The sequence below is a fragment of the Paenibacillus sp. FSL R7-0333 genome (assembly GCF_038000365.1).
Classification (GTDB): domain Bacteria; phylum Bacillota; class Bacilli; order Paenibacillales; family Paenibacillaceae; genus Paenibacillus_AQ; species Paenibacillus_AQ silagei.
Map to the genome: position 1 here is coordinate 7,208,713 of NZ_JBBOBZ010000001.1, position 18,507 is coordinate 7,227,219.

Genomic DNA, 18,507 nt, shown 5'->3' on the forward strand with positions numbered 1-18,507 from the left:
AACTATTTCCCCCTTCTATAGGCATCTGCCAGCTGGACCAGATACCAGACGGCCGCACCGGTCAGGGCTGCGAACAGCAGATTAATACAGCCGAATACAAGAAATAACTTGGCTTTGCCCGGCCCGATCTGTACAGCAGCAACGAGCTGGAGAATCGCAGGGAGCAGGAACATCAGCCAGGAGACGGTAATCAGCTTTTCGGTCTTGAAGCTCCACCATACCGCACAGCATGATAGAGCCAGCACTCCCCAGGTACAGATCAACTTCAGCGCCATCGGCTCCCCTCCCTTTCATGGATAACCCAGTACATCAGCTAGGCCCTGATTGCCCATGGATCACGAGTCCATATTGTCTGACCATCCACGAGTTGCTTAAATCTTCAGCCGCAGCATTGCTTATGCGTACAGAAGGCTTCTGTTCCTCCATCGCCTCCGGGTCTTGCGCCGAGAAGCGGAGAGGCTTGGTCATTTTTTGAATAGAGCCGGTAATTTCCTTGTACAGGGCATAGCTCAGCGGCTTGTGCTCCCGGACATCCTCATAGAAATAATACTCCCCTTGCTCATCCTGAGCATTGACGCGGTGCCCCTTAGGGCAGGAGATCAGAATACAGGGCAGCTCATTCTCTGCCCATTGCCCGTGATAGGGAATAGAAACCCCCTCATTTCTCGCAAAAAAACCAAAGCTCTCCGTATCCGGCAGAACCGACATCGAATAGATGAAGAAGGGGCGCACCCCGCTCTCTTTTTCCATGGCTGTATAATATTGATAGAAGGCGCGATACGCATCCACCACCTGATTCTGATCATGCTCTGTATGGGTATAATTGGTTAAATAGTACCGTACTTGCGAAGGCTCCAGAAGCTCTACGACTCTCTTAAGCTCCTCGGGTGTGATGAAGAAGCGCAGCTTGTAGAATCCGCTGTTTTTTAGCATCTTCTTCTACCATTCATAGGTAACAAAGCGTGCTCTGAGCGTCTCTTCATACGGTAACCATTCCGCATCGCTCCATAGAGACATTCCAGTAATTTCGGACAGCCGCTCCACCGCTTGCTCCGGGCTGGTAAGGCTGATGAATCCGCCGAAGTTCTCCTCCTCAGTTTGCATGCCGAGCACCCGCTGGATATATTCGTCTGCTATACGCTCTTCCCGCAGCTGTTCATACTCCTCCCGGGTCCACGGCTCACAGAAGATTCGTTCGGCCTGGATCTCCCCCTGTTCAAAGAACGACAGCTCGAAGATCTCCTCATTCATATATGCCACCGTCATCACCGGCTCCTCCAGCAGCCCGGACAACGTTCTGCCAACCTTTTTCACCGTACCCCATACGAAATAATCGTGAAGCACACTGATCCAGCCCTCATTACTTTGGCTTACATAGATAACGGCCTTACGCTCCGGCGTCTCAGAATCAGGATAACCCAGAAGCTTGCCATGCTTGGCGCTCAGCTCCTTCAAGGCTTGAAGGGTCTTATCCAGGTCACCGGACTTGATATGCAGATTTGCAAACGATCTTCCCACGGGTGGATGGCCTCCTTTAATGGCTTGTCTATAGTTACTTGGCATACTAACATATAAACTAGATTTCATTTATTTTACCAAATTAATGTAAGGAGGGGCTACCTTGAATAAGAAATTCCTCTTGGCTAGATGGCAGGACGACCAGCTCTCTGAAGTGAACCGGCGTCTGGCCGCTATTTCAGGCAAACATAATCTCCATCAAAAGGACCGCTCCTTTCCCATCTCCCCTTATGGACAGACGGAGGCAGGACTGGAAGATTACCGGGGAGTTACTCTGATAGAGAGCATACAGTACCTCACTCTACAGGGCATTGATTTCTCTTATTCACGCTTCGAGGATGCGGCAAGCTTAAACACCTCAACGCTTACCCATTGTTGCCTGGACGGTGTCAGACTGGACAACAGGTTCGTGACCCATACCTTTGGCCACTGTTCCTTCCGGGGAGCGAAGCTGAATCGTGCCCGAATCAGCAAGGAGTTCCATGATTGTGATTTCACCGGCTGCAACTTAAGCAAAGTGATTGCAAATGATGTTTCTTTCACCCGCTGCCGCTTTGATGGGGCCAACTTTCGGGGCGCCTTACTCTTGTATTGCCGGTTCGAGGAATGCAGCTTTGAGGGTGCGCAGTTTCAAGATGGCTCGATCGCCGGAAGCCGCTTTGCGGGAAAGGCCCGCTTGCTCCCTGAGTGGGGGAATACGATACTAGACCATGTCAAATTTGAGGAGTGATGCAGGTATACGCACACCCCTCCACTATTTCCAAGGGAGGGGTGTGCTGATATAAGCCTGACCATAGTTCAAAGCAATTTCAAAATAATGTTATCCTTCGAGTATCCGAATAGCAGCTATAACAGCCTCCGCCTGACTCAGTGGAATTTTGTCTTGTTCTCTAAATACATAAATATTTTGCATACGCAAATACTCTTCATGAAAATTCATGTCAGTAAGGAGATCATGTAGATAGCGAAAGTCTTTAATCAAACAATCTGACGGAATACCACCAGAACGTACTTGCTCTTCTTCCCGCTTTAGTCCAATTAGGTACTGAAGGTTAACTTTTTCTGTAAATAAATTTCGGATTTTTTCGTTAGTAAAAAGCACCATTAAATCATACAAATGTTTAGCAACATCAAATGCAAAATCACTTGGATTATCTGTTCTGGAGTTTATATATTGTCTGTATCTTTGATAATAAAACTCGGTAGCAAATACTTTGTCTATAAAGATGCGCTCTAGTTTTATGGTTAATATCTTAAAAGGCCGAACATTAAACTTTGTATCTAGTATATCTTGTGATTCTTTTTGGGCGTACAAGTAAAGAGCTGGGGCTATCAGCATAGGCTCTACAGGTTCGCTTTTAGTAAACGAAGTAGCTTCAATCTTCACTCTTCCAAATCTTTGTAGTGGATCAGTCCCCTCACTACCATTAAAGATGGGATCATATCCATAAACTGTGGTTATATTGCCCTTGCCTTTGCTCGATTGCTGATCATCTGAAAGCTTTTTTAAGCACGAGTAGCCCTCCGCTGACAATTCTAGCCGTTTTTTCTTTTGGGTGTTTGAGCTTACATCATCCACACACACCGTTAAGTCAATATCCTCTGAGAACCGATTAATGGACAACAACGCTTTATATAGTGCAGTTCCGCCTTTAAAATAAGCCTTCCATTGTTCTTGATTCCGAGCCAGCTCCTCAAGCATCAGCGTAACATAATAATCTTTTTCTAAAACATCAGCCCTTATGCCAGCTTTCATACTAACTTGCAGTATGATTTCCTCAAAATCATCCTTACTTTCATGCAATATCATAACCGGGTGCCCTCTGCAACTTTACCTAGGCGCCAAACTATATCCTTAGCGTAGTTCATAGCGGCATATCCTAATAGCTTGCCATAGTCTAACTTGTTAGCTTCAATAAATTTGTTAATTATCCCTTCAGGGTGGGGAGCATCCCAGACCACCTGGTCTTTATTCTCAATGGCATCTAGGATCTGCAAATATAAATAGTTATCAATATTCACTTCCATACGCGGCTTACGTAATACAGTATGCAGCTCTTTCACAACCTTTGGAGCAGCTACGTTAGTTGCAATAAAATTATATTTGGGCATTTGAGTTGTAAGCCCCAATCGGTGTTGGAGCGATGCTCCTGTTTCATAACCGACTCTAATATTTTCTTTAGGTGATACGTACATTTTCTTTACAACCTGATCCGGATTTAAATGGGACTTTCCAAATGCAGTGGTTTTAGGCTTGTAGTAGATTCCCTTCCTAAAGCTCTCCAATACTACACCATTTAACCGGTTTAAATTTGTGTTCACAATTTTCCTTGCCTGAGTTTCTTCAAGCCCAAACTCCTCCATAACCCTCTCAGTAACTTCAGCAGTAAAAATTGGAGTTCCATATGGCGACTGAGCAATATAATTCGTAATGAAATCAACATACTTCCCCTTAATCGCTAATGTCATATATAAGCCACCTCCAATGCACTTGTTATTATTGTATACAAAAAACCAACAAATGATACATATATAATAACACCAGATAAGTGTTGAAGGCCACCCTTCATACCATTTCTCCTTTATATTTCCGTCTCTCCCTTAGGACCAGTCCTCCTCGGTATACGGGCCTACGTGCTGCTTATGTCCCTCCCCAATGGCTCCGAAAGCAGAAGTTAGCACCGCACGTTTGGCCAGCAAGAGACCCTTGAGGAGATCTCCGCGCTCATCCGGCTTTTTCATAAATAATAACGATCCATCCTAGCCATAATAATTCAGATTCTCTTATCCCATCCAAAGGAGCAGTTGATCTTGAAAAAGCTATGGCTAATGGTGTTCACTCTGGGGCTCGTCTTCAATCTGGCGCAAGCTGGAGGAACGGTGCAGGCTCAGGCAGGCGGCAGCAAAAAGGCAGCGGCCTGCTGGAGCCCGCAGAAGATGCAGCTGAGATTCGAGATGCAGCAGGTGTGGATCGACCACACCATATGGACACACAACTATATTGTCAGCGCCCTCTACAATAACCCGGATCAGAAGGAAGTGTTAGCGCGGCTGCTAAGGAACCAGGAGGACATCGGTACTGTCTTCAAGCCTTATTACGGGGAGGCGAACGGCAACAAGCTGGCCGGACTGCTCAAGGAGCATATTCAGATAGCTGGACAGATTGTCGCAGCCGCCCAGAAAGGCAATGCGGCGGAGGTGCAGAAGCTGCAGGTGGATTGGCACAGGAACGCCGATGAGATTGCCCGATTCCTGAGCGGACTGAATCCGAACTGGTCCTTCAAAGAAGTGCAGAACATGCTGTACGAGCATCTTCAGCTCGTCACGGACATCGTGCTTGATATCCTCAAGGGAGACTACGCTGCTTCCATTGCTGCCACCGATAAAAACGAGGTCCACATGATTCATTTTGCCGACCTGCTGACGGAAGGCATTGTGAAACAGTTCCCGGAGAAATTCCGAGGGAAATAGGATACGTGTTCCGTATGACACATAACAAAACAGGCTTTTCACCTCCCCAAGGGATCGTGAAAAGCCTGTTCCTGCGTTTAATCTCTGCGCGCTTTAGTAGATCTTCCCCAGCAGCGCGGTCACTTCCTCCAGCGTAAGGCCGAAGGACTTGTAATACTGAATGTCGCTCTCCATCTGCTTCAGGACCATCTCGTTACGTATCCGCAGCATCTCCTCTGGGGTGAATTCGGCGACAAAGCAGCCTTTGCCGGTTACCGTGTTGATCAGCCCGCTCCGCTCCAGCTCCTCCCAGGCCTTCTTGACCGTGATGACACTGACACCCAGCTCCAGCGCGGCCTGGCGGATTGGCGGCAGACAGTAGCCGCTCTCCAGCTCCCCTTGCAGAATCTGGGCGCTGATCTGTTCATATAGCTGCTGGTAGATCGGCTTCTCGGAGGTGCTGGATATCGTTACATTCATAAGATCTCCACTCTCAGGAATCGTCTCACCGCAATCCGGTAGGCCAGCAGGTTACAGGCAATGAAGATCAGGACGCCGCCAACCAGCATGGAGAACTGCAGCCCTGTCCGGTCCAGCCCGGGGCCGTAGAACAGGCTATGCAGCCAATCATTCTGGATACCTGCCCACTGGACCACGGTGGCGAACAGGACGGCTGCAACGGTCGATGCTGTGGTTGCTAGACCATACTTATAGGCTGTCTTATAGTATATCGGAATGAAGATGAGGTTGAAAAGAGCCATCATCAGGAAACACATTCCCCAAAAGCCCATATGCGGCGCAAAGAAGAAATATTGCATCTTCGGGTATAGCTGAAAGGTAAATATACTGGCAATCATGGCGACCAGCAGATGCATCAGCTCCAGAATGACAAGTACAGCGACTCTGGACTTCACAATATCGCTCTTGGTCACAGGCAATACGGTGCTGAACATCAGATCATTCTGGCTTTTGAAGCCGCCGAAAATATTTGGTACCGTGATGAAGCAGAAATACAGCGGAACCAGGAAGTAGACCCACCCCGGAATGAGCATCAGACCGCCTAAAATTAAAGGTAATACGAAGAACCAGGGATTAACGCCTAGCTTCAAATCCTTCAGCACCAGATTATACATATACACCCTCCTTTTTCGCAAAGTAGATCATGATGTCGTCGAGAGTCGGGATGGCCGTGTTAAGCGCCCAAGCGGGATCGATATCTCGGGCATGAATCAATCCGGTGAAGCCGAAGGAGTTGATTTTGCAGGAGATCAGCTTCCCCTTCACTTCGTTAAGCTGCGACTCGCTGCCGCTAAGTAACCGGTACGACTCCTTGAACTCGTTCTTCTCGCTACTTGCCACAATCTGCCCTTGCTCAATGAAGGTGATATAATCCGCACAGCGCTCGAGGTCAGAGGTAATATGCGTGGAGAACAGAATGCTGATCTCGCCGCCCATGATAAGCTCCTGGAAAATATCCAGCAGATCGTCTCTGGAGACCGGATCGAGTCCGCTGGTCGGCTCATCCAGAATCAGCAGTCTGGCGCCATGCGATAAGGCTAGAGTCAGGCTGTACTTCACCTTCATCCCGGTGGACAGCTCCGCTATTTTTTTATTCTCATCCAGCTTGAACCGGTTCAGATAGCTGTAATACGTCTCGTCACTCCAGTTCTTATAGAACTTCTTCGTAATACCCGTCAGCGTCTTAAGCCTGCTGCGTGTATAGAAATCGATATCGCCGAAGGCGCAGCCGATGTCCTGCTTCAATTCTGTTTCATGTTCAGCGATGTTCTTGCCCAGAATGCTGATCTCGCCGCTGTCGGCCTGAACCATATTCAGGATCGATTTGATCGTGGTGGTCTTGCCCGCACCGTTGACCCCGATGAAGCCCATGATATAACCCTGCTCCAATTGAAAAGAGACGTCTTTGATCTGAAAATTAGGATATTTTTTATTTAAATTCCGGATATCTAAAGCCAGCATAACTAACCCCCTCAACAAATTGTGTATTCCGTGTATATACAATGTATCATGGGGGTTATGAAAAAGTCAATCCTATGCGGCTGTAGACGATGAGGACTCCTTCGGCTTGCGCCGGAAGAACGGCTTGCCTTTGGACCAGTTAATGAACGGCTGTTCTATGGCGTAATACGAAATAGTGGCCGCTGCGTAAGAGATGACCACAACAGACATACTGATGCCCAGCCAGCGCCACACATCCCTGACCCCGGAGTAGTGGAAATCCTGAATGCCGTACTTCTCGATTAAGGTAATGAACAGATAGTGCCATATGTAGAGGCCGAAGGACACTTTGGCCGTATACCGGAACAAGCGGTTATCCAGCACACGCCCGGCGTACCGGCTGAACGGTGCCGAGAACAGCACGATTCCGAACAATATGGCATAGACCGGGAATAGATACGGCTGCTGCTGGAGACTGAAGTCGAATTCGCCTGCGTGACGCATCCGCCAGATCAGGAGACCGGCAAGACCCAGAGCAAGTACTGCGGCGGCATCGAACACGCCCAGTCTGATGAGCCGTTCCACTCTGGAGCGGCGCTGCTGCAAAGCATTCGTTATGCCCGCCGCCAGAATCCCGATGGTGAAGTGGCCGAAGAAGCCGACCGGATTGTATCTCGGCATCCAGAATTTCGCGCCGCCGACCTGGCCATAGTCCCAGCCCCTTCCCTGCTCGCCGGGTGTGAACCAATGATGAATGAGGGCATTGGCGGCAAGCACCAACCCAAATACGGCGACCCAGAACAGGATCGCCTTACCGAAGGAATGCCGCTTGCCGAGCAGGAATAACACCGCCATGAAGAGTGGCATCAGCAGGTAGCAGAATACCTCGAAGCTGATCGACCAGAGCGGCCCGTTCAAGTCGGAGGGGAAGAACGTGGTGTAGTGGAAGCCCGATGTGAAGGTGAAGGCTGTGACAATACGCCGCCCTAAGTACTCCATCGGAATATCCAGCCTCCAGGTCAGGAACAGACACACCAGCAGGGACACATAGAAGCCGGGCATGATTCTCGCGGCACGGCGTAGGGTGTACGTCCGCAGGCTTGGATATGGATCGTTATTCAGATACGCACTCCAGAAGGGGAACGACAGCAGGAAGCCGCTTAGCAGAAAAAACAAGCTGACCCCGCTGTTCCCCAGAAGCAGCACGGATTGCAGCTCCTGGAGCCAGGGTTTTTGTGCGGGCATGATCAGCTTTTGCGACAAGTGATGCAGGATGACTGACAGGCAGGCGATCGCACGAACGCCATCCGCTCCAGATAACCGGGTATTGCTCAGACGAAGGTTTGACATCAGCTCAACTTCCTCTTTTCACCAATGATTCCTGAACGGATGGCCGCCAGCAACACAACCACCACAGCTGTAAAATCACTACTCTTATTCGCTTAGGCGATATACACCGGTATCAGGTACTCCTATCTTTCAATACATGATGGATAAATCCTTCCACTCTTCCGCATTCTGCCAAAATATTTCAGAGCTTGCCCCGGCTGGCCAGCACATTATCAAGGAATTGCACGGCATCACTGTTGAATTTCCACCCCACACCATACTGATCCACCAGCAAGCCGAAGCACGAAGACCATGGTGTAGCGGATAAAGGCATGATGACATGTCCGCCGGCAGACAGGCCCTTAAAGTACGCTTCCAGCTTCTGCTTGTCCTCAATGACCAGGCTGATCGTGAGGTTGTTCCCCTTCACCAGCTCTCCCATTACCGCTTGCATCGAGGGCAGAAGGTCGGACATCATAATTTTGCCGCCTGCGAATTCTATAGAGGATTCCATAATCATCGCTGACTCCTTGTCCGACAGGGGATAATTCGGGTCCTGCGGCATATCTCCGAATTTGACCTTTTTCACCTGGGTGGCCTGTAGAGCCTCTGTGTAGAATTCAATCGCCTGTTCGGCAACACCATCGAAATTAAGATAAGCAATCGCTGACATTGAGCATAACCTCCTTCGTAAGATAAATGTAGTATAATACACGATAGGTGACGGCTGTATGTCACCGTTTCACACTCAACTCAAGAAAGAGGGAACCGGATGGACAAGGTGGAGCGGCTGATTACCATCATCATGATTCTGCTCAAAAAAGACATTGTGCCCAGCTCAGAGTTCGCACAATTATTCGGCGTGTCCAAACGGACAATTCTCCGCGATATGGAAGCGCTCAGCCTGGCGCACATTCCTATATACGCCACACCCGGCGTGCAGGGCGGGTATGGCATTATGGAAGAATACAAGATGGACAAGCGGCTGCTGAGCAGCTCCGACCTGGAGAATATACTGGCTGCGCTCGGCGGGCTGGAGCAAATTCTAATCAGCGAAGATGTGGCCATGACGCTACGAAAAATAGAAGCGATGGTGAGTCCAATCGCTCCTAAGGGGTCGGTTCAGCTGTCCTTCTATGATTGGGAGGGCCGCGCAGAGCTTGCCGGAGCCTTGAAGACCTGCCAGGAAGCCATCGCCGGGAGCTGGCTGCTGTCCTTCGGCTACACCGACAGATCCGGCACTCCGACGACACGGACAGTGGAGCCCTACCAGCTTCATTTCAGTGAATCGAGCTGGTATTTGAAGGGCTTTTGCCTGGAGCGGATGGGAGCACGGATGTTCAAGCTCTCCCGGATGGAGCAGCTGGAGCGGAAGGAACAGACCTTCAGCCCCAGAGCGGATATGCTGAATCAGGCACGGGAGGCTGAAGTTCCGCCGCAGTTAACCGAAGTGAAGGCGCTGATCTCGCCGGGGATTAAGGATCAATTCATTGAACGTTATGGCCGCAAGAGCATCGAAGCCTATAACGCGGAACAACTGCTGGCTACGTTCTATATTCCTCAGCACCCGATCGGATATCAATTTCTGGCCGGCTTCGGCACCCGTCTGGAGATTATGGAGCCGAAGGCCTACCGTGAAGAATTCCGTAAGTACCTGCATGAAATGATGAGCCGGTATACGTAGTAATTACGGTGTTAAGGGAGCGGGCTGCTATTCCAGCTCCTTAAGGAATTCCCCAATCCGATCCATATAGCCTGGAACTGTAATGTGGCGCGGGGCGAAGAGGCTGATCATGAGCGCTCTGAAGCTGGAATCCGCCGTCTTCTTGCTCAGCATCGAATGCTCAGCCTCCGGGAAGACCGCCACGCTCAGCAGCTCCGGCCGGACGAGCTTGCGGTACACCTGCTCTGTCTCCTGCCAGTCTACATGAATATCCTGCTGGCCCAGCAGCAACAGCACCGGGGAATGGAATTGCTTAAGATCCTCCCCTGCATCCGACAGGTAATTCTTGCTGACAAAGGTCCACCGCTCCCGCGTCATCGGGTCATCTTCCTTCACTACAGCCAGATAGTCTTCATAGCTCGCCTTCCGCGCCAAAAGCTCCAGAACCTCGTTGTTAGATACCACTTCCGCTTGAATCTCTGCTTCCGATTTCCCTTCCTGCAGCATTTGCTGCCGGGTATGATAGGCACCCTGGCGCAGCCAGTTAATAGCCGGGGAGACCAGGATGCTGAAGGCGAGCGGCTCCTTGCCCGCCAGCTTGGGAATCACCCAGCCTGCCTGACTGGCGCCCCACACCCCGATCCGGTCCGGATCGATATTCGGCTGCTTCCGGGCCCATGCGATAGCCTCGCGGGCTTCCTCCACCCGGTCATCTATACTCTGATCCAGCCAATTGCCTGCGGAACCACCGATCCCTCTTTTATCAAGAGACAAGGAGGCATACCCCAGACTGGCCAACCGCTCCCATAGCGGCTTATATCCGTCATCATGCGAGGCATTAATCGGCCCGTCTCCATGAATGAAGAGGACTAATCCCAGCTTGCCGGAAGCGGAAGACTCCTTAGGCAACACCAGCGTTCCGGTCAGCTTGCCTTCGGGCGATGCAATCTGGATGGCCTGCTCCGTCATCTCAAAGCGGTTCTGCTGCACAATGTATATCCCCGCACCGCTAAGGAGCAGCACTATAGTTAGCAGAGATATCCATAGCTTCTTCGTTGTCTTCATTTCTGTATCCGCCTCTCTTCTGAACCATGTATTCCCAGCGCAGTTCATTGAACAATAAATACAGGGTATAACGTGTCTCCCGGGCTTCCGTATGGAAGGACCACTTCCCGTATAGCTGACGGGCATGCGGATTACCGGCTGATACATGCAGGCTGAGACGATTCAGTCCCGGGTCTCGATCCACAAGCTTCTGCGCCCACTCTACAAGCAGCCTTCCTACCCCTTTGTTCTGATGCTCCGGGTGGACCGCAAGGTCGGTAATATAACACTCGCCTGCTGCCGGGGTATGGTCTAGTACATAGAGGCCGATCAGCATTCTGATCATGCCCCGTTTGCCTAATAGCTGTGAGGTTCCCGGTAACGGAGGCGTCTGCCTTTTCCCCAAAAGGCGGGCTTCAGGTGTACACTTAATCGCGATGCTGCCAATCACCTGGCCCTGCTGCACAGCAACCATCCTGTGTGTATAGGGATCAGCCGGAGCATACTGAAGCAGAATTTCGAAGCACTCTGCCAGTTCTGCCTCCTTCAGCCTGATCCGGTTCTGGAATTTCCCCTGAAAAGCTTGAGCCAGCAGCCCCCCCACCGCACAATTATACTTCGCTTCCATAAGCTCGATAGTTACTGGCGCTGTACTTATTGACGTTGTACCTGGTGGCATCGTTCTCATACGGAACCTCTCCCTTCCACGGGTGCAGCCGGGTCGATGCAGGCCCTCAGCTCATAATGCAGCTTGCCCGGAACGAACAGGGAGAGATAAGAGCGTTCAATGACCACCAGCGGTCCCGCGAGAGGAATCGCTTGTGCAGCAGCATGCTCCAGCAACCGGCCGGTCCACTGCTCCAGCTCCTCCTCGCGGGCCACACATTGCAGAGTCAGATACTCCCCTTCCGGTAAAATAACTCCGCCCGCCTCCGGCTGCTCCAGACACAAGGTCACAGCGCCCGACTCCTCCAGCACATAATACATATCCGATTCGAACAGATCCGGTATCCCTGCCGCCTGCTCCGCAAGCAGCGCTGCACTCAGCTTCCTGTGTGAATCCAGCTTCATCACCTGCATAAGTCTTGTAGCCTTACACTTCTTGATCTGAAAGGTCTCAGGGGAGGTGCTGTAGCTCTGCTGTTCCTCCAGCATCTTGCGGATGAACTGCCGTAGCTCCCGGAGGCGGCGCAGCTCTTGCTCAATCCCTTCGAGAGAGTTCTCCAGCAGCCCGCGATGCTGCTCCGGACTATAGGTCATACATTCGTTAATCGACTGAACAGGCACTTCAAGCTTGCGGAGCAGCAGGATATGCGCGAGCTGATACACTTGTTCCATACTGTACATTCTGTACTGATTCTCACCGGTATAAGCAGGCTGCAGCACACCCTTCTCTTCAAAATACCGGATCTGGTGGACCGACACATTCATCAGCTTGGCCAGTTCACTAATCGTTATTTCATTTCTCATCCTAATCACTCCCCGGACTGCGGCTTGGAATAGCTCTACGATACACCCTGGGTCTGACCTAAGGTCAAGGGGAGGATTCGAGATCCCGGGCCAGATGGATAAAAGCCTCAATTGCCGGGGAGAGCCATTTCTCCTCATGCCAGAACATTTGGGTGGCAAAAGATACTGCGGTCAAATCCCACGGCAGGGAGATCAGCTCCCCCCGCTTCAATTCTTCGCTTACGGCCATTTCAGGCAGGATGGCGATGCCCATGCCCAGCTTCGCACATTGTTTGATGGCTTCTGCGCTGTGAAACTCAAGTTCCGTAATGCCCGCCATCCCCTTCTGCGACAGGCTGCGCTCGAAGAAGCTGCGGTAGGAGCACCCTTGCTCCGTCAGTAAGAACGTTTCACCGTGGAAATCCTCGATAGCCAGCGCCGGACGCGACGCCAGCGGATGATCGGGAGCAGCCAGAAGGCAGAAGCGTTCCTCCCTTATTTTTTCTCCGCAAAATCCGCTCTCGCCCTTCACTTCATCCAGCATGAAGATAACATCGACATCCCCGTCCCGCAGACTCTGTCTGAGGCTTGGACTCACGAGCGGCAGGAAGATCAAGCGGACTCCGGGATGAAGCTGCCGGAACTTCTGCAACACAGCGGGGAGCCGGTAGGTGCATAATGTCTCATCTGCGCTGATCACGATGGTGCCTGTCAGTTCGCCGGGCTGCTTGAGCGCGTGCTGCGCCTCCTCCACCATACACAGGATGTTATCCGCATAACGCAGGAACGTTTTTCCGGTATCGGTTAACGTCACATTTTTGCCGAGCCGGTCCACCAGCTTCACTCCTAATTCTTCCTCCAGGGCCTTCATTTGCATCGTAACCGTTGAGGGAACGTAGTTCTGCGCTTCGGCGGCGCGGGCGAAATTGAGTGTGGAAGCCAGCGTATAAAAGGTTTTAAGTTGGCGTAATTCCATCTATGTCACTCCTTCATTCAAAAAAAATGAACGTTCCATTCAGAAACGTTTCTTTGACTTAACCTTAGCAGCATCGTAGAGTGATGACAAGAACGGCGGCCGATTCCGTTATGCATGTACAAGGATATGAAACCACAAGGAGCGAATGAACTTGAATAACCGATTGACGATATATATTCTGGCACTTGCCGTTTTTCTGATCGGGACGATTGAATATATTATTACCGGCGTCATTGAGATGATGGCGGCAGATCTTAGCGTATCCACCTCCGAAGTGGGGCTGATGGTGACCGTATTCGCGCTGTCCGCAGCGGTTATTGCCCCGGTTCTCATTGCACTCACCCTTAATATGGACCGCAAAAAGCTGCTGCTGACCGCCCTCGGCGTGTTCATTGCCAGCAACGGGCTGATGCTTCTGAACCTGCCTTATGAAGCTATGCTGGGGGTACGGGTTATCCAAGGGGCAAGCGGGGGCATAGCGACCGTAGTCGCTATGGCTGTAGCTACACGGCTCGTGGAGAAGGAGCGCAGAGGCAATGCGATTGGCATTATTCTGATGGGACTGAGCAGCTCGCTGGTTCTGGGCGTTCCGGCCGGCACTTTTTTCAGCGAACACTTTGGGTGGAGGGCTCTGTTCATCATCGTCGGGGGGCTGAGCCTTGTTCCGCTGTTCATCATCTCTGCCAAGGTCCCTGCCATCAAAGAAAAAGAAGCCGTCACCCTCAGGATGCAGCTGTCTGTGCTGAAGGATTCCAGAATTGTTACTGCTCTGGCGATCACCTTACTATATGTAGGGGGTTACGCTACACTCTTCACTTATATTACCCCTTACCTGCAGGCCGCATCCTCACTGTCTGTGACCGAAATCAGCGGTGTGCTCTTCCTGGCGGGAGTCTGCAGCTTCATGGGCTCCAAGTTAGGCGGGCAATTGGCTGATTCCAAAGGATCGAAATTCACCATAATTACGGGGCTTCTGCTACAGGCAGCCACGCTCCTCCTGTTCGCAATGGCAGGCGTTCATGTAATCGTCCTCCTCCTGATCCTGATGATCTTCATGCTGGGGACCTGGAGCATCTCCCCCGCGCAACAGCTCCTGCTGGTCACCCTGGTTCCCCGGAACCCAGATATGGCCCTGAGCGTCAATACTTCCTTCATCCAGTTCGGATTCGCGCTGGGATCGGGCCTAGGCGGCTATGTGATCAGCCGTACCTCTGTGCTCCACCTGAACTGGGCGGGTCTCGCGGCTGTAGCGGTGGCTCTGATTCTGGCCATCCGGCTGTTCAAGACTCATAAGGCTTGATCTCTTTCTGGTAAACAGCAAGACAAAGAGGCTATCCCAAGGGATGGCCTCTTTACACGTATACAAAAGCTGGCAGGCTTGTGGTCAGCCGCACGCCAATCTTTTCTATAGATGATTGACCGCGGCTGGCGGCTCATGCCCATCTGTTCCATTCGTCAGGCCCAGCGTGTGCGCTGCGGAAGCATGAATGTCGTTCAATAGCTTCGGGTTAGCGGACAGGGACATGCCGTAGGCAGGAATCATCTGCTTGATCTTCGGCTCCCAGGCCTTGATCTGCTGCGGGAAGCACTTGGTGATTACCTCCAGCATGACAGAGACGGCCGTTGACGCCCCTGGAGAGGCTCCCAGCAATGCGGCGATGGAGCCGTCCGCGCTGCTGATCACTTCCGTTCCGAATTGAAGCATGCCTTTACCGGCTGCTGTATCCTTAATAATCTGCACCCGCTGGCCCGCCACCACCAGCTCCCAATCGTCGCTGCTGGCATCCGGGATGAACTCCCGCAGCGCTTCCATGCGCTGTTCTTTGGACAGCATGACCTGCCCGATCAGATACTTGGTCAATGACAGGTTCTTCGCTCCTGCTGCAAGCATCGTAACCAGATTATCCGGCTTGACCGAGGTAATCAGATCGAACATGGAGCCGTATTTCAGGAACTTGGGCGAGAAGCCGGCAAACGGCCCGAAGAACAGGGATTCCTGCTTATCGATCACCCGGGTATCCAGATGCGGAACAGACATCGGAGGCGCACCCACAGCAGCCTTACCGTACACCTTGGCATGATGTTGGGCTACAATCTCCGGCTTCTTGCAGACCATGAACAGTCCGCTTACCGGGAATCCGCCAATCTTTTTACCTTCCGGGATGCCGGATTTCTGCAGCAGATGCAGGCTTCCTCCCCCGCCGCCGATGAAGACGAACTTGGCGTTATGACGCTCTGTTACGCCGCTGGCGAGATTCTTCACCTTCAGCTCCCAGGAGCCGTCCTTCGCGCGCTTCAGGTCATCCACCTGATGATTATACCTAATATCGGTGTTATTGCTCTGCAAGTGGTTGAACAGCATACGGGTCAGGGCGCCGAAGTTCACATCCGTTCCCGAATCGATTTTGGTAGCCGCTATCGGCTGGTCCAGCTTCCGGTTCTTCATCATCAGCGGTATCCATTCCATCAGCTGCCTTGGGTCATCGGAGAATTCCATGCCTTGAAATAGCGGACTATTTGAAAGCGCTTCATATCGTTTTTGTAAAAATGCAACGTCCTTCTGTCCTTCCACAAAGCTCATATGTGGCACAGGTACAATGAAATCCTGCGGATTGTGTATTCGTTTCTGGCTCACCAGATAGGACCAGAATTGCTTGGAGAACTGAAATTCCTCGTTCACCTTAATCGCCTTGCTGATGTCGATCGATCCGTCCGGCTGCTCTGTAGTATAGTTAAGCTCGCAGAGTGAAGAATGCCCCGTTCCCGCATTGTTCCATTCCCCCGAACTTTCCTCCCCGGCACCCGCACGCCGCTCAAACACGGTTATTTGCCAATCCGGTACTAATTCCTTTAACAGTGAACCAAGTGTTGCACTCATGATTCCAGCACCAATTAAAATAACGTCTGTTTTTGTTTGTTGGTTGCTCATATTATACCGTCCTTCTACCCTACGATTTGCAGGAAGGATGCAGACACTCCTGCTTAGGCGCCATAGCAAGCCAGCGCGGACCAGGTCACACACCGTTTGGATCAATCCTGATCCTAGTTTATCACTAATGAAACTAAATTTTAAGATTTATCTTAATTTTTATAAACTTTTTAATTAATAATCACGGGCCGCATCGAACCAGCCCTGCGCCGCTTCCTCTGTTATAGGCTGGCCGAGCTGGTGCTCTGACTGGCTGAGCTGCCATACCGCTTCGCCCAGGTCTTCCCTCTCGGTAGTCTCGATGCCCTTCAGCGAATTGAAGCGCAGGGTGAAGGCGGTAATGGCTGCTTCCGCCTCTTCAAGATTGCGGGCCTCCGCCATAGCTGCTTGTGCAGCATCGTAGGCTTCGTTCGCCAGCTTGGCCAGACGCTTCGGCCAGGCGGAGAACGGGCGGCCGTACTCGCTCACCCACCACTCGGGCTTTCTCAGCTGGCTCACCGAGGCATACTCATCCCAAGGGCGCACCTTGGCCCGCGCCTTCATCTGTTGCCTTAGACGCTTGCCGCCGGCCTCTTCCACATTGAAGGCAATGAACCGGTCCAGCAGCGGCCACGTATCCAGCGAAGGCAGACCGTCAAGCTCCGGCATGAAGCGCAGCTCCAGGCTGGTCAGCCCGGTAAGGCGGGCAAGTGCGTCAAGATCACAGAAGCTGCCCCACAAGCTCAGGGATTCCAGGTTCGGGAACTGCTCCAGGCCCGCCAGCGAGACGGGCTGGCCCAGCGGCGGGCTATTCAGCGCCAGAGTGGTCACCTCACTCAGCATGCCCAAGTCCGGCAGCCGGAAAGGCGCATCGCTCTTGCGCCGGCTTGTGTCCGGCACCAGGGCTAGATAAGCCGGCAGATGGCCGGAAACCGAGAAGCGTGTCAGATCGCCGGACAGGCTCAGGTTGTACAGCTTCTCCGGCAGAACCAGGCTCAGCTGTCCATTTGCCAGAGGACCCAGTTTGATACCCAGGGTATAGATATCCGCCCGGCTACCGTCCAAGGGTGCAGCCTCCGGCAGCACCGGGGTCCAGCTTATACTCTCAATAGGCCGCCGCTCCGCCCACTCCAGGAAGCCCGTGTCACCGCCGGTATAGCTTAGATAACGCGGCCAAGGGGAGCCGGCCGGGGTGGCGAAGGGCTCGAAGACAGACCAGTTGATGCGCTCATCCGCAGCGACCAGCAACTCCGCTGGTTGCTTCGATTCCCTGGGGCCGATCGATAAGCTGCCCATACCGGGCTTGCGGTCAAGCGTGTGGCTGCCGGGCCCCGTCAGATCAAGGACATACCGTCCGGGTTCTGTAATCGGAGCCGGGGGAAGAGCTTGGTTATCTGTGGACATTTGCTTCATCCTTTCTGCTTGATCCTACCTGTATTCTCGATACTACTAATATTCTCCATACTACTTTTGTTTGCTATACTAACTCAACCATACGATATCCTGGGGCTCACAGCAACTTTGCCCTATAACGCGAACAAGCCCGGGCCGTTACCGGCCCAAGCGCTCATCTCTATTTAGTTTGGAGTGCAGCTATTACACGCTCTGCCCTTCATTCGTCCCTGCCTTGTACATACTCTCTGCTTCAACCGGATTCTCTTTGGCTGTCAGATGCTGCGGAGTGATCCGGTACACTTGTACGGGCCCGCCGTACACAGCCGACCGGTATTTCTCGACATGCTGCTTGGACAGAGGCCGGTTATAGTATCCGGGCACATACTTGTTCATCATCTCCTGCAGGACCTGCGTAGCCTCATCCAGATCCATCACCGGCTCTGCCTGCCCGAAGACCATCACGCTCATATAGGCGGTATCCGTCTTGGCGGGCACGGGGTTCGTGATTGTCCCATACTCCTCACAGACTGTGAAGCATACCTCTGAGTTCTCACTCATCACCTGATTGCGTCTTCCATCCCCGGCCCCGTGGATATACAGCTTCCCGTCCATCCATACATAGTTAAGCGGCACAACATACGGGAGATTACCATCCGCTAATCCCAGAAACCCAATTCTCGCCTGATTCAAAAACTGTTCAATTCTCGCCTCATCCTTACATTCCCTAACCTTGTAACGAACCGGATTCATATCGAACCCTCTCCTTCCCGCGTCCTCCGCGTATACGTTATTCGGTAGTATATCAGCTATTGGATT

Annotated in this window: 22 protein-coding genes; 4 read left to right on the forward strand and 18 right to left on the reverse strand. The window is 52.0% G+C overall.

Annotated features, from left to right (window positions below; genetic code table 11):
* Window positions 1-2 precede the first annotated feature (2 nt).
* The 3 genes from MKY86_RS30915 to MKY86_RS30925 are packed head-to-tail and all read right to left on the reverse strand — an operon-like array spanning window position 3 to window position 1,518.
* Complete coding sequence (locus tag MKY86_RS30915) at window positions 3-275, reverse strand: hypothetical protein (RefSeq protein ID WP_076080658.1); 273 nt, start codon at window positions 273-275, stop codon at window positions 3-5.
* A 34-nt stretch (window positions 276-309) separates the two neighbouring features.
* Window positions 310-933, reverse strand: coding sequence for a hypothetical protein (locus MKY86_RS30920; protein WP_076080656.1), 624 nt, complete (start codon window positions 931-933; stop codon window positions 310-312).
* A gap of 6 nt (window positions 934-939) precedes the next feature.
* Complete coding sequence (locus MKY86_RS30925) at window positions 940-1,518, reverse strand: hypothetical protein (RefSeq protein ID WP_076080653.1); 579 nt, start codon at window positions 1,516-1,518, stop codon at window positions 940-942.
* A gap of 103 nt (window positions 1,519-1,621) precedes the next feature.
* On the opposite strand from MKY86_RS30925, the gene MKY86_RS30930 reads away from it, so the two are divergent.
* On the forward strand, window positions 1,622-2,248 hold the full coding sequence (locus MKY86_RS30930) for a pentapeptide repeat-containing protein (protein ID WP_076080651.1): 627 nt from the start codon (window positions 1,622-1,624) through the stop codon (window positions 2,246-2,248).
* A gap of 90 nt (window positions 2,249-2,338) precedes the next feature.
* Here MKY86_RS30930 and MKY86_RS30935 read toward each other — a convergent pair whose 3' ends face one another.
* From MKY86_RS30935 to MKY86_RS30945, 3 genes are all read right to left on the reverse strand, one after another.
* Complete coding sequence (locus MKY86_RS30935) at window positions 2,339-3,328, reverse strand: nucleotidyl transferase AbiEii/AbiGii toxin family protein (RefSeq protein ID WP_076080649.1); 990 nt, start codon at window positions 3,326-3,328, stop codon at window positions 2,339-2,341.
* Window positions 3,325-3,987 (reverse strand): hypothetical protein, encoded by a 663-nt coding sequence (locus MKY86_RS30940; RefSeq protein WP_076080646.1) that lies wholly within the window; start codon window positions 3,985-3,987, stop codon window positions 3,325-3,327. Before MKY86_RS30940 ends, MKY86_RS30935 begins: the two co-directional genes overlap by 4 nt.
* 132 nt (window positions 3,988-4,119) lie before the next feature.
* Window positions 4,120-4,260 carry a hypothetical protein gene (locus MKY86_RS30945; protein WP_340827700.1) on the reverse strand — a complete coding sequence of 47 codons (141 nt, stop codon included), beginning with the start codon at window positions 4,258-4,260 and terminating at the stop codon, window positions 4,120-4,122.
* Between the two features lie 69 nt (window positions 4,261-4,329).
* Between MKY86_RS30945 and MKY86_RS30950 the strand changes: the two genes are divergently transcribed.
* Window positions 4,330-4,989 (forward strand): glycosyltransferase, encoded by a 660-nt coding sequence (locus tag MKY86_RS30950; RefSeq protein ID WP_445669918.1) that lies wholly within the window; start codon window positions 4,330-4,332, stop codon window positions 4,987-4,989.
* A 93-nt stretch (window positions 4,990-5,082) separates the two neighbouring features.
* On the opposite strand, the gene MKY86_RS30955 is transcribed toward MKY86_RS30950, so the two are convergent.
* From MKY86_RS30955 to MKY86_RS30975, 5 genes are all read right to left on the reverse strand, one after another.
* Window positions 5,083-5,448, reverse strand: coding sequence for a GntR family transcriptional regulator (locus tag MKY86_RS30955; RefSeq protein ID WP_076080642.1), 366 nt, complete (start codon window positions 5,446-5,448; stop codon window positions 5,083-5,085).
* Window positions 5,445-6,101, reverse strand: a complete 657-nt coding sequence (locus MKY86_RS30960) for an ABC-2 transporter permease (protein WP_076080640.1) — start codon at window positions 6,099-6,101, stop codon at window positions 5,445-5,447. The genes MKY86_RS30955 and MKY86_RS30960 overlap by 4 nt, the downstream gene beginning before the upstream one ends.
* Window positions 6,094-6,948, reverse strand: a complete 855-nt coding sequence (locus MKY86_RS30965) for an ABC transporter ATP-binding protein (RefSeq protein WP_036722917.1) — start codon at window positions 6,946-6,948, stop codon at window positions 6,094-6,096. The genes MKY86_RS30960 and MKY86_RS30965 overlap by 8 nt, the downstream gene beginning before the upstream one ends.
* 72 nt (window positions 6,949-7,020) lie before the next feature.
* Entirely contained in the window at window positions 7,021-8,277 is a 1,257-nt protein-coding gene (locus MKY86_RS30970) for an acyltransferase family protein (RefSeq protein WP_076080638.1), read from the reverse strand.
* Between the two features lie 181 nt (window positions 8,278-8,458).
* A complete protein-coding gene (locus MKY86_RS30975) occupies window positions 8,459-8,929 on the reverse strand; it encodes a VOC family protein (protein WP_076080636.1) in 471 nt (156 codons plus the stop codon).
* A 99-nt stretch (window positions 8,930-9,028) separates the two neighbouring features.
* Here MKY86_RS30975 and MKY86_RS30980 point away from each other — a divergent pair, with 99 nt between their 5' ends.
* Window positions 9,029-9,940, forward strand: a complete 912-nt coding sequence (locus MKY86_RS30980) for a helix-turn-helix transcriptional regulator (protein WP_076080634.1) — start codon at window positions 9,029-9,031, stop codon at window positions 9,938-9,940.
* A gap of 27 nt (window positions 9,941-9,967) precedes the next feature.
* Here the strand turns inward: MKY86_RS30980 and MKY86_RS30985 are convergent, their stop codons facing one another.
* The 4 genes from MKY86_RS30985 to MKY86_RS31000 form a co-directional block, all read right to left on the reverse strand.
* Entirely contained in the window at window positions 9,968-10,984 is a 1,017-nt protein-coding gene (locus MKY86_RS30985; protein WP_076080632.1) for an alpha/beta hydrolase family protein, read from the reverse strand.
* Complete coding sequence (locus tag MKY86_RS30990; protein ID WP_076080630.1) at window positions 10,929-11,651, reverse strand: GNAT family N-acetyltransferase; 723 nt, start codon at window positions 11,649-11,651, stop codon at window positions 10,929-10,931. Before MKY86_RS30990 ends, MKY86_RS30985 begins: the two co-directional genes overlap by 56 nt.
* Window positions 11,648-12,433, reverse strand: coding sequence for a MerR family transcriptional regulator (locus tag MKY86_RS30995; RefSeq protein WP_076080628.1), 786 nt, complete (start codon window positions 12,431-12,433; stop codon window positions 11,648-11,650). Before MKY86_RS30995 ends, MKY86_RS30990 begins: the two co-directional genes overlap by 4 nt.
* Window positions 12,434-12,497: 64 nt before the next feature.
* The gene (locus tag MKY86_RS31000) at window positions 12,498-13,388 is read right to left on the reverse strand and encodes a LysR family transcriptional regulator (protein WP_076080626.1); all 891 of its coding nucleotides are present in this window, start codon (window positions 13,386-13,388) and stop codon (window positions 12,498-12,500) included.
* Window positions 13,389-13,539: 151 nt separating this feature from the next.
* On the opposite strand from MKY86_RS31000, the gene MKY86_RS31005 reads away from it, so the two are divergent.
* A complete protein-coding gene (locus MKY86_RS31005; RefSeq protein ID WP_076080624.1) occupies window positions 13,540-14,688 on the forward strand; it encodes an MFS transporter in 1,149 nt (382 codons plus the stop codon).
* A gap of 105 nt (window positions 14,689-14,793) precedes the next feature.
* Here MKY86_RS31005 and MKY86_RS31010 read toward each other — a convergent pair whose 3' ends face one another.
* From MKY86_RS31010 to MKY86_RS31020, 3 genes are all read right to left on the reverse strand, one after another.
* Complete coding sequence (locus MKY86_RS31010) at window positions 14,794-16,317, reverse strand: malate:quinone oxidoreductase (RefSeq protein WP_076080622.1); 1,524 nt, start codon at window positions 16,315-16,317, stop codon at window positions 14,794-14,796.
* Between the two features lie 174 nt (window positions 16,318-16,491).
* Complete coding sequence (locus MKY86_RS31015; RefSeq protein WP_076080620.1) at window positions 16,492-17,700, reverse strand: hypothetical protein; 1,209 nt, start codon at window positions 17,698-17,700, stop codon at window positions 16,492-16,494.
* A 192-nt stretch (window positions 17,701-17,892) separates the two neighbouring features.
* Complete coding sequence (locus MKY86_RS31020) at window positions 17,893-18,441, reverse strand: pyridoxamine 5'-phosphate oxidase family protein (protein ID WP_076080609.1); 549 nt, start codon at window positions 18,439-18,441, stop codon at window positions 17,893-17,895.
* Window positions 18,442-18,507 lie beyond the last annotated feature (66 nt).